Source organism: Acinetobacter sp. (assembly GCF_036666595.1).
Classification (GTDB): domain Bacteria; phylum Pseudomonadota; class Gammaproteobacteria; order Pseudomonadales; family Moraxellaceae; genus Acinetobacter.
Genome location: NZ_JAVWVO010000008.1, coordinates 98,816 through 114,692 on the forward strand (window position 1 = coordinate 98,816; position 15,877 = coordinate 114,692).

General features: G+C 42.4%; 14 protein-coding genes. 5 read left to right on the plus strand and 9 right to left on the minus strand.

The genetic code is table 11. From position 1 onward, the window contains the following. Positions 1 to 120: 120 nt before the first annotated feature. Together RR876_RS11520 and RR876_RS11525 are read left to right on the plus strand one after the other, a co-directional pair. A complete protein-coding gene (locus RR876_RS11520) occupies positions 121 to 1,374 on the plus strand; it encodes an exonuclease SbcCD subunit D C-terminal domain-containing protein (protein WP_332478045.1) in 1,254 nt (417 codons plus the stop codon). 9 nt (positions 1,375 to 1,383) lie between these two features. Next, positions 1,384 to 4,980, plus strand: a complete 3,597-nt coding sequence (locus RR876_RS11525) for an SbcC/MukB-like Walker B domain-containing protein (protein ID WP_332478046.1) — start codon at positions 1,384 to 1,386, stop codon at positions 4,978 to 4,980. Between the two features lie 116 nt (positions 4,981 to 5,096). Here the strand turns inward: RR876_RS11525 and RR876_RS11530 are convergent, their stop codons facing one another. Both RR876_RS11530 and RR876_RS11535 read right to left on the minus strand, forming a co-directional pair. Next, on the minus strand, positions 5,097 to 5,831 hold the full coding sequence (locus tag RR876_RS11530; protein WP_332478047.1) for a hypothetical protein: 735 nt from the start codon (positions 5,829 to 5,831) through the stop codon (positions 5,097 to 5,099). A gap of 190 nt (positions 5,832 to 6,021) precedes the next feature. Beyond that, positions 6,022 to 6,711 carry a YggS family pyridoxal phosphate-dependent enzyme gene (locus RR876_RS11535; RefSeq protein ID WP_332478048.1) on the minus strand — a complete coding sequence of 230 codons (690 nt, stop codon included), beginning with the start codon at positions 6,709 to 6,711 and terminating at the stop codon, positions 6,022 to 6,024. 122 nt (positions 6,712 to 6,833) lie between these two features. Between RR876_RS11535 and RR876_RS11540 the strand changes: the two genes are divergently transcribed. Together RR876_RS11540 and RR876_RS11545 are read left to right on the plus strand one after the other, a co-directional pair. Continuing rightward, entirely contained in the window at positions 6,834 to 7,871 is a 1,038-nt protein-coding gene (locus RR876_RS11540; RefSeq protein ID WP_004694862.1) for a type IV pilus twitching motility protein PilT, read from the plus strand. A 26-nt stretch (positions 7,872 to 7,897) separates the two neighbouring features. Beyond that, complete coding sequence (locus RR876_RS11545) at positions 7,898 to 9,019, plus strand: PilT/PilU family type 4a pilus ATPase (protein ID WP_004984301.1); 1,122 nt, start codon at positions 7,898 to 7,900, stop codon at positions 9,017 to 9,019. Positions 9,020 to 9,077: 58 nt separating this feature from the next. Here RR876_RS11545 and fur read toward each other — a convergent pair whose 3' ends face one another. After that, the gene (gene fur / locus RR876_RS11550; protein WP_004694866.1) at positions 9,078 to 9,515 is read right to left on the minus strand and encodes a ferric iron uptake transcriptional regulator; all 438 of its coding nucleotides are present in this window, start codon (positions 9,513 to 9,515) and stop codon (positions 9,078 to 9,080) included. A gap of 112 nt (positions 9,516 to 9,627) precedes the next feature. On the opposite strand from fur, the gene bamE reads away from it, so the two are divergent. Beyond that, positions 9,628 to 10,026, plus strand: coding sequence for an outer membrane protein assembly factor BamE (gene bamE, locus RR876_RS11555; RefSeq protein ID WP_004694868.1), 399 nt, complete (start codon positions 9,628 to 9,630; stop codon positions 10,024 to 10,026). 46 nt (positions 10,027 to 10,072) lie between these two features. Here bamE and RR876_RS11560 read toward each other — a convergent pair whose 3' ends face one another. The 6 genes from RR876_RS11560 to RR876_RS11585 form a co-directional block, all read right to left on the minus strand. After that, the gene (locus RR876_RS11560; RefSeq protein WP_332478049.1) at positions 10,073 to 10,396 is read right to left on the minus strand and encodes an RnfH family protein; all 324 of its coding nucleotides are present in this window, start codon (positions 10,394 to 10,396) and stop codon (positions 10,073 to 10,075) included. Next, entirely contained in the window at positions 10,396 to 11,478 is a 1,083-nt protein-coding gene (locus RR876_RS11565) for a hypothetical protein (RefSeq protein ID WP_332478050.1), read from the minus strand. The genes RR876_RS11560 and RR876_RS11565 overlap by 1 nt, the downstream gene beginning before the upstream one ends. A gap of 142 nt (positions 11,479 to 11,620) precedes the next feature. Further along, positions 11,621 to 12,076, minus strand: coding sequence for a bacteriohemerythrin (locus tag RR876_RS11570; RefSeq protein ID WP_005400160.1), 456 nt, complete (start codon positions 12,074 to 12,076; stop codon positions 11,621 to 11,623). 274 nt (positions 12,077 to 12,350) lie between these two features. Further along, on the minus strand, positions 12,351 to 13,199 hold the full coding sequence (locus tag RR876_RS11575) for a class II glutamine amidotransferase (protein WP_332478051.1): 849 nt from the start codon (positions 13,197 to 13,199) through the stop codon (positions 12,351 to 12,353). A 167-nt stretch (positions 13,200 to 13,366) separates the two neighbouring features. Then, on the minus strand, positions 13,367 to 14,269 hold the full coding sequence (gene argB, locus RR876_RS11580; protein WP_004984290.1) for an acetylglutamate kinase: 903 nt from the start codon (positions 14,267 to 14,269) through the stop codon (positions 13,367 to 13,369). 10 nt (positions 14,270 to 14,279) lie between these two features. Then, positions 14,280 to 15,707: a phosphomannomutase/phosphoglucomutase gene (locus tag RR876_RS11585; protein ID WP_332478052.1), complete on the minus strand. Its 1,428-nt coding sequence runs from the start codon at positions 15,705 to 15,707 to the stop codon at positions 14,280 to 14,282. Positions 15,708 to 15,877 lie beyond the last annotated feature (170 nt).

Genomic DNA, 15,877 nt, shown 5'->3' on the forward strand with positions numbered 1-15,877 from the left:
ACTTACCAATAGGCACTCAACTGTCAGGTCAGAAAGTGTCGTCGTAACGACAATTATCCATCGAATAATTTTGATTTATGTTAGCTTATAGCTCTATTGCGCTTTGAGCTTGGGGTATCTATGGCTGTTCGTTTTTTTCATACATCTGATTGGCATTTGGGACAGTTTTTTTATAACCATTCCCGTCAGTATGAACATGAACAGTTTTTAGCATGGTTACTGGAACAAATCAGTGCAAGACAGCCACATGCGCTTTTGATTGCAGGAGATATTTTCGATGTCATCAACCCTGCATCGTCCGCACAAAAGCAACTCTATCAGTTCTTAGCAGATGCACATGCACGTGCACCGCATATGCAAACCTTGATGATTGCAGGCAACCATGACTCAGGCTATCGCATTGAACAAGTTGAACCCTTACTGGCCAAATACAATGCCAAAGCGGTGGGAGTGATTCATAAAAATAGCCAACAGCAGATCTATCTTGAGCACCTATTGGTCCCGATTTTAGATGAGCAACAAAATACTGTGGCATGGTGTCTGAGTCTGCCCTTTTTACGTCCTGCTGAAATTACAGGCTTTAATGAACACACCACCAATAGTCAAAACGCGATTGCCTATTTGCATCAACAACTGATTGCCGAGGCCAAAGCCCGTAAAACAGCAGATCAAGCCTTGATTTTAATGTCTCATGCACATATGCAAGGCGGCGAAACCTCAGACTCTGAACGGCCTATTGTGATTGGTAATGAAGAAGCGCTCTCCACAACATTATTTGATGAAATCATTGACTATGTGGCACTCGGGCATTTGCATAAACCGCAGAAAGTCGGTGAAGAGCATATCCGCTATAGTGGTTCACCGATCCCTCTGTCGTTTAGTGAAATTAACTATAAACATCAAATTCTTGAAGTGACACTTGATCCCACACAAAACGATTCCTCCCGTTTTCAATTGAATGTTTTAGCAATACCACGAAGTATTCAACTGCATAAAATACGCGGTGAATTAAATGAGGTACTGGAAAAGCTGCAAGCATTGCCTCAAGGCGCCATCACGGATATTGATCAACGTGAATATGTTGATATTGAATACCATACTGCTGTTCCACCGCAGCCCAATTTGAGACAACAATTCGAAGAGGCACTACCCAAAGATCGTTATCGTTTAGTGCGTATTTCTCGTCAATATTTAGCGACAGAGCAAGACCCCAATGCACCCACTAAAGTGAGTTTAGAACCGCCAACACCAGAAAAACTGTTTCAGCAAATTTGGGAAAAACAGGGTTATCACAATGATGCAGAAGTGTTGAACGATTTTATGAGCTTAATGCGTGAAGCAGAACAATCCCTTGCAGATGAGCACGAGGCTTAAAGGTTTAGTATGAATATTTTATCGATTCGAATTAAAAACCTTGCTTCACTTTCTGGCGAACATTTGATTGATTTTGAAAGTGATCCCTTAGCTAGTGCAGGTCTCATTGCCATTGTGGGGAAAACAGGCGCAGGTAAATCCACCATTTTAGATGCCATGTGTTTAGCCCTGTTTAACCGTATTCCACGGCTAAAAGACAGTGATGGCAAACTACAAGATGTCGATGGCTCAGAGCTGCTCACCAACTCCCCCTTGACCGTACTGCGTCGTGGCACTGCACATGGTTATGCCGAGCTTTGCTTTATTGCACAAGACCAAAAACGCTATATCGCACGTTGGGAATTAAAACGTTCGCGGGAAAAAGCCGATGGCAAACTGCAAAGTGTGCAGCGTTCTTTAAAATGTATGACCGATGGTGTCGTCGTTGCTGATAAAGCCAAAGCTGTCGATGAAAATATCAAACGCATCACTCAGCTCAGTTTTGAACAATTTACTCGTGCCGTTTTATTGGCCCAATCTGAGGTCACCGTTTTTTTAAAAGCACGGGACAATGAGCGCGGCGAATTGCTGGAATATCTGACCAATTCCGCTATTTTTGGGAAAATTGGTCAACTGGCTTATGAAAAAACCAAATTCGTCGCCACGCAGCGCAAAGAACTGGAAAATGTGTTGGGACATATTGAACTGTTAACCGATGAACAAGTCACAGCGGTATCAACACAATTTCAGCAGTGTGACAGGGATTATAAACAGCTTGAAGTTCAAAAATCGCTATTGGAAAAACAACAACAATGGTTTGAACGCAAACATAAACTCGACAGTGAAATCATTAGCAAACAACAACTCTTCGATACACAAAGCAAGTTACAACAAGGTTTAGCTCCTGAATGCGAACACTTGGCTCGTTTGGAGATCTTTTCAGAAATTCGTGCTGTCGTCTTTCAGCAACAACAGTTACAGCAAACGATGCAACAACTGACACCTCGTATTCAACAACAGCAACAACTGTTCGATCATTTACAGCTTAAATTTGAAAGTGAAAAAGCCCAATTCACACAAGCTGAAACGGCAGTGAATGAACTACAACAATTTGAAAGTACCCATCATGCTGCATTGAATGAGGTGCGTAAATGTATTCAAGAACGGGATTTTATTGGGGCTGAGTTTAAGAAAGTTCAGGAAAAATTGCAGGCTTTAGAGCAGTCTAAGCTGCCCCTAACTCAGCAACAACAAAAGCTTGAACAGCAGATTCAACACATTGATCGACAGCAAACCGAGTGTAAGCAGCAACTGGCAAGCTCACAACAGTTTGTAAACTTAGACAAAGGTCTCAGCGCCCATACTCAACAGCTCGAGCAGTTCATTCATCAATATCAAAAAATTGAACATCAACTCGGACCACGTGCTCAAGCTGAACATCGGCTAGCATCAGAAAAAGAACAATTACAGCAGTCGATTCAACAGTTCGGGACGCTCGAACAACTTGAAATCAAAGTTATGCAAACACAGCAGCAACGTGAGTTGAAAATCAATCAACTCAGTCAATTCGAGCTGATTCAGCAAAAAATTCAGCAGTTTTTTGACTTACAGGCTGAGGCTACAGAACAGCGAGTACAGCTCGACAACGCCAAAACACAGCTTCAAGCCGTGCAACACAATAGCCGACAAGCTGAACAAGCCTTTCAGGCTGCCAAAAGTGAACGCATCCAACTACAACAGGTTTTGCAACAGCAGCGACTTTTACATGCTGAAAATATCGAAGATTTACGCTCGGCACTCCAAGACGGCGAACCCTGTTTAGTCTGTGGAAGTACCTCACATCCTTATAAAGTGGAAGATACTGCGATCTCTAAAGCCCTGTTTGAGCTTCAAAAACAGCAGGAGCAACAGGCAACGCTAAAAGAACAGAATTGCTTTGACGACTGGCAGTACGCGCAGCAACAGCTGACTAAACTGAATACTGAAATAGAACAACGCCAAACTCTAATTCAGCAACTTTCTGAAAAAATTAGTGCTTTGCAATACGTGTTAATCGAGCACAGTCAAACAGCAAATATGGCGCTCGAATTCACCCTAACGGCATCAGAATTGAAGACTCAGTTCATGCAAATGGCTCAACAATATCACTCAGATTTACAACAACTCAAACAACAGTCTGAACAATTCCAACACAATATTAAAGCCCAGCAACACTGCATCCAAAACATTCAACAGATTGAACATTTACTACAAACAGCGAACGGTTTGCACAACCAAGTTCAGCATATCGTGCAGTGCTTCTCAGAGGCTGAGAAAACAGCTTGGCAACAGCAGACCACCCAAACCGCTCAGCAAATCTTGATACGCCTAAATACCCGTTCGCAACAACTGGAACAGCTGGAACAATGGCGTCAGCAACGCGATCAAACCACGCAACAGTTCAAGACCAATCAACTGAATATCGAAAATACCAGTAGGCACATCACTGAAACCAACGAGCAGCTCAGTGAGACCAAACAAAAAGGACAGCAAAATACAGAAATAGCCAATCAATTGATCCAACAAATGACAGGCTTAACGGACATCAAAGCCAATGAGTGGCTCATCCAGCACGATCAACATCGCCAGCAGACGCAAAGCCATTATCAACAGCTGAAACAGCATTTTGAGCAATTGCGCCATCAATTCGAACAGGAAAAAAATCAGCTAGAACAGCTCAAAGCCCAATTACAGCAGAATCAGACCAGTGCCAATCAAGTAGAAAATACCCTTCAACACTGGCTCAATGCGCATCCTGATTTCCATAAGCCTGATTTAGATGCGCTGGCTCAAATTAGCTCGGCTCAGGAACAACACATCCGTCAGAAATTACAACATGCAGAACGCCTAGTAAATGAAGCACATGCTGCATTGAAAACTATGCAAGAGCAGTTGAGTGAACATCTGGGCCATCAACCTGAGATTGACCCAGCACAGTTACAACAGCAAATGCAGGAGCATCAAGTCACACTGCAAACACAACTTGAACTACGTGATCAGCTCAAACTTAAACTTGAGTTGCATCAGCAAAATGTCGCAAAACAAAAGCAATTTGCAGATCAGATTCAAGCGATACAACAGGAAGAACACCGTTGGGGGAAAATTTCAGGTCTGATGGGAGATGCCACAGGCAAAAAATTCCGTGATTATGCGCAGCAATATAATCTTGATATTTTACTGGAACATGCCAACCAACAGCTCAACCAACTCTCGCAGCGCTATACCTTAAAGCGTTTGGATCATTCGCTGAGTCTGGCTATTATTGATCATGACATGGATGGAGAAACCCGCTCCGTTGCATCACTCTCTGGGGGCGAGTCTTTCCTGACTGCCCTTGCCCTATCTCTTGCCATCGCCAATATGGCCTCAGGCTCAATGAAAATCGAATCTCTATTTATTGATGAAGGCTTTGGGACTTTGGATGCATCGTCCCTTCACATGGTCATGAATGCTCTCGATCAACTGCAAAACCAAGGACGTAAGGTGGTGCTGATTTCACACATCCAAGAAATGCATGAACGTATTCCTGTACAAATCCAAGTTAAAGCTTTGGGCGCAGGTGCCAGTACCATTGAGGTGGTCGGATAATTTTCAGATTTTTGAAAGTCAAAGTTTGATTTGTTTTAAGACACCATCTCTCGTTTAAAAATAAAGGGAGCATCCTACATAATGTAAGTGCTCCCTGTGAGATCCAAACAAGTGCTTTAATCCGCTGGGAATGCTTTTGGTGGAGGTGCATATTTAGATGCATCTGCTGCTTTGTCTGTAGCCGTTATAGACTGTAGCGGATAGATCACGGTACCAATCACACCTGTATTTTGGATGGAACCATGATCTGAATTTGCAGCATAGGCATCTTCAGGTCGACTAAAGGTAAAGGATGCCACCGCAGAGTCACTCTTACGGAAGCCTTCAATAATCAACTCCCCCTGTGGACGAAGCACATAACCTGAATTGCTGCGTGATGCTGCACGTCCATCAATAACATCTAAACCATCCACACTGGCAACCACTTCAAATGTGCTATTGCTATGGTTTTGATATTTGAGTTGATAGCTTTGTCCATCTTTGCCAGATAAATAATACTGCTGACCATCTCGAAATAAAGGCAGTGGACGCTGTGCATCATCTACTATGGAAAAGCTAATTTTCCCAGCAGCCAATGACAGACTGTTCACAGCCTTACCCACGTATTTTTTGCTGGCATAGCGAACTTGTGATTCAGCAATTGGGCTGCTGGATAAACGTTTTAAATTGACTTCCGTGACGTTTGAACTAATCTCATCGCCCCACTTAGTGCCTAATTTTTCACTTTTAGCGACGTGAGCATTCTGAACCGTAGATTCCGCACTCATCTCACTCATTTTGGTATTTGTGCTACTACAAGCTGCTACAAATAAGCTCAAAAGCAGGGAAATAAATAAATAGAGTTTTTTCATCTTGGCTTCATCCTAAATGCAATTTTTATCGTTGTCAGGAAATCATTTTTCATGGTTCATCTGTCAAATTTGTAGATGATTCAATCCATGAGTTTAAATTAAGCCTACTTTTTCAGCAGCCTATTAGTTTTATATAATTGTAAGTTATGCATTTATCGCTGCCTTTAACTTCAAGAAGCCCTGTTTAGACTTAATGCTGTGAATAATCTCTCGCCCCGAACAAGGCGGTTCCAACGCGAACCATAGTCGACCCAGCTGCAATCGCATCGACCATATCGCTAGACATACCCATGCTTAAGGTATCCCAGTCTTCAGGATGTACATGCCGCTCTTTCACTTGATCAAATAATACTTTCGCCGCCTTAAAGGCTTGAGTATTGTTCGGTGCAGGAATCACCATCAAACCACGCAGCTTAATGTGAGGCAACTGACTGATACTTTTTACCAACTCAGCAACCTCATCAGGCTGACAGCCATCTTTGCTGTCTTGAGCATCGATATTGACCTGTAAACAAAGATTTAATGGTGGTTGTGTTGTCAGACGCTGCGCTGATAAACGCTCTGCAATAATGAAACGATCAACCCCATGCACCCATGCAAATTTTTCAGCCAAATGTTTGGTTTTATTGCGTTGTACATGCCCAATAAAATGCCATTCAATGTCTAAATCCTGTAGCGCCTCTATCTTCTGCAAAGCCTCTTGTAAGTAGTTCTCACCAAAGGCGCGTTGACCACAAGCGTACATGTCTCGTAACACTTCGTTTGAATGTGTTTTAGAAACCGCCAAAAGCTCTACAGACTGCACGTCACGACCTGATATTTCGCAGGCCTGCTGAATTTGAGATAACACGTGTTGACGTGAATTTTGCAAGATATTCATTGACGAGGGTCTCATTTCGGTCATCTTTTTTGCTTTGTCTTTCAACAAACTGTTGGTTAAGTTGATTGAAAGCCTTATTATTCTATCAAAATAATTAGCATTTAAATGAACTCGGGGAAATAATGGATATCACAGAATTACTAGCCTTTTCGGCTAAGAACGGGGCATCAGATTTACACTTATCTGCAGGTATGCCACCGATGATTCGTGTCGATGGTGAAGTTCGTCGTATCAATTTACCAGCTTTAGAACACAAAGAAGTGCATAAACTGGTCTATGACATCATGAATGACAAACAACGTCGTGATTTCGAAGAAAAATTAGAAACAGACTTTTCCTTTGAAGTTCCAAGCATTGCTCGCTTTCGTGTGAACGCATTCAACCAAAACCGCGGTGCAGGTGCAGTATTCCGTACCATTCCGTCCAAAGTTCTGACCATGGAAGACTTAGGCTTAGGACAAACCTTCAAAGAGTTATGTGAATTGCCGCGTGGTTTGGTTTTAGTGACGGGGCCTACCGGTTCTGGTAAATCTACCACGTTGGCGGCAATGATCGATTATATTAACGATAACCGCTATGACCACATCTTAACGGTTGAAGACCCAATCGAATTTGTCCACCAGTCAAAAAAATGTTTGATCAACCAACGTGAAGTACACCGTGATACACATGGTTTTAACGAAGCATTGCGTTCTGCACTACGTGAAGACCCCGATATTATCCTAGTGGGTGAGATGCGTGACCTTGAAACTATTCGTTTGGCGCTCACAGCAGCAGAAACGGGTCACTTGGTCTTCGGTACACTACATACCACCTCTGCGGCAAAAACCATTGACCGTGTGATTGACGTATTCCCTGCTGAAGAAAAAGACATGGTTCGTGCCATGTTATCTGAATCGCTACAAGCCGTGATTTCTCAAACCTTACTCAAGAAAAATGGCGGTGGCCGTGTTGCCGCGCATGAAATCATGATTGGTATTCCTGCCATTCGTAACTTAATTCGTGAAAACAAAGTGGCACAGATGTATTCTGCTATTCAGACTGGTGCAAACTACGGTATGACCACACTGGATCAAAGTCTGAAAAACTTGGTCACCAAAGGAGTGATCAGTCCACAGACTGCACGTACAGCTGCCAAGCAACCTGAAACCTTCTTATAAAAAAACAATGGATTTGGGGTATAGATATGGATTTTAACGACTTACTCAATTATATGATTCAACAAAAAGCGTCGGATTTATTTATCACCGCTGATGTTGAGCCCTCCATGAAAATTAATGGTCAAATTGTGCCTGTGGCTAAGGGTAAGCTGACGGGTGATGTCGCGGGCCAACTGCTCAACTCGATTATGAGTGACAAGCAGCGTAAAGAGTTTGCGGATACACGTGAGTGCAACTTCGCGATTATGAATCGGGATAAAACTGCACGTTTTCGTGTCAGTGCCTTTCAACAGCGTGATATGCCAGGTATGGTTTTGCGTCGGATTGAAACGCAAATTCCAACCATGGATGAGTTAAAACTACCGCCTGTGCTCAAAGAGTTAGCCATGACCAAGCGTGGCATCATCATCTTTGTGGGTGCAACAGGTACGGGTAAATCGACCTCTTTGGCTTCGATCATTGGTTACCGTAATCAAAACTCGAAAGGCCATATCATTACCATTGAAGACCCAATTGAATTTATTCATGAGCATGCAGGCTGTATCATTACCCAGCGTGAAGTGGGCATTGATACTGACTCTTTTGAAATCGCGCTGAAAAACACCTTACGTCAAGCACCCGATGTGATCCTGATTGGTGAGATTCGTTCCCGTGAAACCATGGATTATGCGATTGCCTTTGCTGAAACAGGTCACTTGGTATTTGCAACGCTACACGCCAACAACGCCAACCAAGCCATCGACCGTATTATTCACTTCTTTGAGGCAGACCGTCATAGCCAATTGTTTATGGACTTGTCTTTAAACCTTAAAGCAATGGTTGCACAGCAGTTGATTCCAACACCTGACGGTAATTCACGTCGCGCTGCGATTGAGATTTTGATTAACTCACCGTTAATTTCCGATTTGATCCGTAAAGGTGAAATCCACGAAATTAAAGACCTGATGAAGCGTTCTCGTGAACTCGGTATGCAAACCTTTGACCAAGCCTTATTCGATTTGTACAAAGCTAAGCAGATTACCTATAAAGATGCGCTGAAACACGCCGACTCTCCAAACGACTTACGCTTACAAATCAAGTTGTCTGAAGAAGGCGGTGATCGTCTATTGCATGCCAGTGCAAACATCACGTTTGACGGACAAGCTTAAGCATTTCTCTAAGCAATAAAAAGGGCTTCTCATGAAGCCCTTTTTTAGATCTAAGTTATTACTTTTTACGAAGTGCTTCTTGGCACTCTGCAGCATCACAATAACCGTATAGGTTGAGTGAGTGACCTGTTAAAGTAAAGCCATGCTTTTCAGCAACTTCATGCTGCTCATGCTCAATCACTTCGTTGCTAAATTCAACCACTTTGTTGCAGTTTTGACAAACGATATGATCATGATGATCGTCTTGCATGATTTCGAAAACAGAATGGTTATTTTCAAAGTGATGGCGCTGAATAATGCCCGCTGCTTCAAACTGCGTTAACACGCGGTAAACAGTTGCTAAACCGACATCTTCACCTTGTTCAAGTAAAGTCTTATAAATATCTTCCGCACTTAAATGGTGTTGCTTTGAATTTTCTAGTAGTTCTAATATTTTAATTCGTGGAAGTGTAACTTTAAGTCCAGCTTTGCGTAGATCTTGATTTGAAATTGGCATGTAAAAAGGTCTCTCAACAAATTTAAAGTTAGAATATGCAACAAAGTGTAGATGCAGTATGATCTATCCGTGGCTCAATTGCATCATAATTAATTTGGGATAGTGTAGCAAAATGCAAAAAATCATGTTGGCGTTATTCGTCACTTCACTGCTCGCAGGCTGTTCGACCTTGGGCGTTTATAAAGTTGATATTCCTCAAGGTACGCCATTAACTCAAGCACAAGCGTCAAAAATACAAGTTGGCATGAGCCATCAACAAGTTCGCTTTTTGCTTGGCAGCCCGACAGTTTCAGATCCAATGAATCCGCTACGTTGGGACTACATCTACAATTATACCCCAGGAACGTATGCTAAAAAAGCCAAGATTCCTGCCGCACAAGGTCAACACCTGAAAGTCTATTTCGATCCAAACGGTATTGTCCAAAAAATTGAAGGTTTAGAAACCATTCCTGCATCTCAGCCGGGCTTACCAGCATCGAAAGAAGCGATTCTAAACGCGCCCCCACTATAAAGCCTTATTCTAAAAAAGAAACCCCTCGACTGAGGGGTTTTTCATATCATTTCGATTGTTTTAAGCGATTGCCTTTGGCAAAGCGCCCCACGGGGTTATTTTGTGCACGTATCCTTCGAATATCTTTAGGATTAATACTCAAAGGGCGGTAAATCTCAACACGATCCCCTGCCTGCAAAACCTGTTGAAAGTCTTTCAAGCGGACACCAAAGATGCCCAATTGTAAAGGCTCAGGCAATTCAACCTCCGAACCTATGCCACTCAGTTGAATTGCATCCTGTGCTGTCATTCCCTCAGAAAACGGCACACTAATATGAAACTGCTGGTCTGCTGTTGCATAAGCAACCCAGACTTGTTGAAGCATGCGCATTAAATCAGTTTTCCAAGTACGGCTACAATTGCCAATACGATAGAAACAGGTAATACCACACGCACGGCAATGCGCCAAATATTATAAAAAGCTTCATTACTAAAGTTCATCGACTTACGTAAGTGGCTAATTTTCATAATCCAACCAGCAAAAATGGCATAAATCAAACAAATCACTAAGCCCCACAGCATCAATAAAATGTTAAAAATCGGGCCAGTGGCTGGAATCAACCACACCAACATTGCAGCAAGCAGCACGAGCCACTGAATCACAATATTTAACTGGCGCTGTGCCAACTGCTCACGTGCCATCTGTAACAACACGGCTGCCGCTGCAACTGCAGTTAAAGCAATTGCATATGCAGGTAATGCCGCTTGGACTGCAAAAAATGTAAAAGCAACCACCGCCAAAATTTGTGCAATCCAAATCGGTAAAACAGTCTTGCTTGCAGCATCTTGCTGTTGAACTTGTGCCAAACTATTTTGCCAGTACAGGCCGAGTCCTAAACCACTTGCCACCAAAGCCAATACCGTTGCACTGCCCCATTCTGAAAATTCAACCGGCGTCACTTGCCACTCAGCGGTTCCTGTACCAGAAAGGTTTGCAAGCACTAAGGAGATCAGCACACCGACCGCTGTTAACGCTAATGTCAACAGACGTGGGGCAAAAGACAACGCGATGGCAACCACAGCCAAAGCAATAAAGATCACGGACGATGTCATATCGGCCAGTGCATATTGATTTAATAGTTGTGCAGCATTAGACAACATGCCACCCGCTAAAAAAGGAATAAAGACGACAGCAAGCCATCCCACAAGACGCCACGTCTGAGAAGCATCGGAATCACGCGTTAAACTCGACAAAGCATTCAATGCCGTGGTTTTTGAACGCTTGGCTAAGGCAATTTCTAAGTAACACACAGGTAAAGCCAAGATCACCATGGTCACTAACCACAGTAACCAAAAGTCGAGCTGACGTTCAACCTGAATTCCCACCAAGGGTGCAAGTGTGGCAATAATAATAAATGATAAACAAAATGCCATCAGCGGCGATAACCATCGTGACAGAGCATTGTCTTGCATGATGCGTTCCTTCAATAAGTCTTGCGCTATTTTGCCTTGCTCGCTTATGAAAATCAAAAACAAAAAGCAAACCATCAAAACTGATGATTTGCTGCGCTAAATATAATTAAAATTTATTGTTTTTATCCCTCGTTTGGCTCACTTATGAAAAGAAACGAGCAAACCAATTTTTCCCTTTTTTCTTTTCTTTTTCTTTGATAATGCCCATCATATTTTCTTTTACGGCACCGACATAATCTGCATCATCGTGCTGGATATGGTTAATCAGCCATTTCGACAACACTTCATGCAGTTCAGCTTCGATTGAATGACCCAACTCAAAACGGTCACGATAAGATTCAATTTTTTTAATAAATAAATCATGTACACGCTTGTGTGGCACACGGTATTTATAACCCGCTTCTTCTTGGAGAGACTCTTCAAAAGTGAAGTGAGACTGTGTGTAATCAATAATATTTTCTAAAATCTGTTTCACGCGTTCACGGTCAGTATTGACATCAATCGCATCAATTTCATTGATATAATCGAGAATACGACGGTGTTGATCGTCAATCACATCGATACCAGTATTATATTCTGGAACCCACTTCATTATCATTCCGACCACCCAATAAAAATTAATAGATTAATTACATGAATTAATCATATCGATTAGAATTAAAAATAAAAGTGAATCAAATTGGTTGGTTTTATATTATTTTCATTAAATTAAACTTAAGTATTTATTTTAAATAAGTAAATAAATTTAAACCCGACCAAAAGAATCAGTTATTATTTAATCGATTTTATTATTTGACAAGTACTTATCAAAATAAAAGCATGTTTTATATTATTATCAACATGCTTTCATATTCTAATAATTTTGAAATAAATTAATATTGATCTGCTTTAGTGACGCGTTTTAAAGAGGGATCTTGAGCTTCTCGGATTAAACGTTCCACATGGGTCATTTGGTGGCGGATCGCTTTGCCATATTGAAATAAAATCATTTCACCGGGTGAAAAGGCTGTCCACGCTTCATTTTGAGTCAACGGTTCGGTAGTAATCACGGCCACGCGATCGTCTGCAGTAGTGACTTGGCTAAAATCGACTTCAACATCAATGTCGATCAGCTGCGCAGGTTTAAATGGGTACTCACGCACCAACCAATGCAGTTTGGTAATGGCATAACTAAACAGGGCTTGTCCATTCGATAAACAGAAATTGAACGTGCCATGCTCCGCAATCCGTGGAGAAACATCAGTTAATAAATCAAAAACTTGATCTAGACTTGGTTCGGTATAGCCAAATTTATTCACTAGCTGATCCAGTAAATAGCAAAATGCACGTTCACTGTCGGTATTGCCAACTGGAGTAAAGCGTCCTGAAAGTACAGGATCAAAGTCATGCAAATCGCCATTATGCGCAAAAATCCACTGTCGTCCCCATAGCTCACGGCTAAATGGATGTGAGTTTTCTAAGTTAATTTTTCCCTGTGTCGCTTTCCGGATATGTGCAATCACATTGCGTGATTTGATTGGATAATTACGAATTAATTCAGCAATCGGCGACTCAACTGCCGATTGATTGTCAACGAATAAACGGCAAGCTTTATCCTCAAAAAAAGCAATCCCGAAACCGTCACAATGGTCTGAAGTAATCCCCGCGCGCTGTGAAAAGCCTCGAAATGAAAAGGTAATATCAGTCGGTGTTGCACAGTTCATTCCGAGCAGTTGGCACATAATCTTGATCTTATTTAAACATATTTATTGATGATAGTTTTATTGTGCATGAGTCCTGACTGGCTTGCAATTCACAATGCTTCATAACCCACACACATTCACGCATAAAACTATTTTTATAAAATGCATAGGCCTAAAAAAAGCCTCCGAGGAGGCTTTTTAAAATACTAGTGTTTATTACTGCGATTGGTAATTAATGTACCGACACCATGATCGGTGAAAATCTCCAAAAGCGTTGCATGTGGCACACGACCATCCACAATATGCGCGCTTACCACACCACCTTTCACCGCATCTAAAGCACAACCCACTTTCGGAATCATACCGCCATAAATCACGCCCGTTTCAATGAGACGGTCAACTTCTTGAGTGGTTAGACCAGTGAGCAGGTTTTTATTTTCATCTAAAACACCTGAAATATTGGTCAACAAAATCAGCTTTTCAGCACCGAGGGCTTCAGCCACTTTTCCAGCCACCAAATCCGCATTGATGTTATAAGTGTTGCCCTCTTCATCCACACCTAAGGGTGCAATCACAGGAATAAAATCACCACTGGTAAACATTTCCAATACATCGGTTTTAACACTGGTCACTTCGCCGACTAGACCAAGATCAATTTTTTGTACTGTGCCATCTTCCGCAGTTTTTTCCATGAGTAACTTTTGTGCACGCAGTAAGTTACCATCTTTACCTGTTAAACCAATGGCACGACCGCCATGTTGGTTAATCAAGTTCACGATGGATTTGTTCACACTACCGCCCAAAACCATTTCAACCACTTCCATGGTCGCAGGATCGGTCACTCGCATACCATCAATACGGTCAGACTCACGCCCCAACTGCTTTAAAAACGAGTCCACTTGTGGACCGCCACCATGCACCACGATTGGGTTTAAACCGACGGTTTTTAACAAAACGATGTCACGTGCAAACGAGCTCTCAAGCTCAGGATCGGTCATTGCATTGCCACCATATTTCACTACTAGCGTTTTTCCAGCAAAACGTTGAATGTACGGCAAAGCTTCAGTCAGGACTTGTGCTTTGTCGAGGCCAGTATGTTGATGTGGCATGTGCCTCTCCTTAATGGGCGTCTAATAATTCTTGTGCAATCTGCGGATAATCTGCCGTCAGCATGTGCACAAAGTTATGGCGAATTTGATGGAGCCGATAATCACTGTCTGCGTCGAAACGCACGGTAAAATACTCGCCCGTATTCGATGCTCGAATAATGCCAAATCCATCCTCAAAATCAAGTCTTACGCCATCAATTTTACTCATTTCCGCTTGAAAGTGCTGACTTTGTTTTTCCACATTCGCTAGAACCAGCGCGGGTGAAATCTGATGGGTGCTGATATAAATATCCTCTGTACTGGCACGTTCTGGGTAGTCTGCTAACGCTTCAGACAAAGTGCATTGCTTCAAGCTTAAGTATTCCAACACACGTAGTGCAGCATACAAACCATCGTCATAACCAAAGCCACGACCATCATTAAACACATAATGCCCTGCATATTCACCGCCAAAAACCGCATGCCCTTGGGATTGCGCCAAATATTTCCGCAAAAAAGAGCTGCCTGTGCGAATCATTTTTGGAATACCCTGATGAGCCAATACAGTATTTCGAACCATGGTGGAACATTTCACATCAAAAACCACTTCATGCTCAGGATGATCGGCCAAACACATGTGCGCAAACAAAGACAATAAACGGTCTGCTGAAATGATTACGCCCTTTTCATCAATCAATACAACACGGTCACCATCACCATCAAAGGCAATACCGATATCAGCATGCTGCTGTTGCACGGCGTTACGCAGCAGATCTAAATGTTTGGCTTGAGATGGATCTGGGGCATGCTCAGGAAATTCACCATTGGCCTCGCAGCGTAAAGCATGCACCTCACAGCCGAGTTTCTTTAAGACCAAAATGGCACAACGTCCCGCTGAACCGTATAAACCATCCACCACGACTTTATAGGGTCGAGGTTGAGGCATGAACTGTATATCATTGAGCAACGCCGCCTGATAAGCCAGACAATATTCAGGCACGATCTGATGTGGCAACGTTTGCCAGTTCATCTCTGCATGGCTGTCAAAATATTCATTTGCATCGCGTGCCACCTGTTGGATTGCCTCAGGTAAAGGGGGCTCACCCTGCATAATCCATTTGATTCCATTATCCGACTTCGGATTGTGGCTGGCTGTCACCATAATGCCATTGCCATCAAACTGGCGTGCCGTGTAATACAACACAGGACTAGCACAACATCCGATGATTTGCGCATCTAAGCCCTGTTTAAGACATTCTTTGTAAATAATTTCTGCAAAAGCAGGACTGCTTTGTCTGGCATCGTAACCAATGGCTAAACGTGTCTGCCCAGTCTTTAAATATTGAGTTACGAGCGCTTGTGCAATGGCACGAATCAGCTCAGCACTCATGACATCCAATTTGCCACGAATGTCATAGGCACGAAATATATGTGCAGGAAATTTTGGCTGAAAATCCATAGGTCTAACTTCTAATTTATTCAGATCAACAGCTCTTTCAGCTGTCCTTGTTGTTATGCTTAACGCTGCATTTAATTTTACTAAGGATTCAAAAAAGAGTTGTAACTTTTTATGAACTAAAAATGATCATTCAGCAGTAAAACAACAAAGCCTCTTTCATGGAGAGGCTT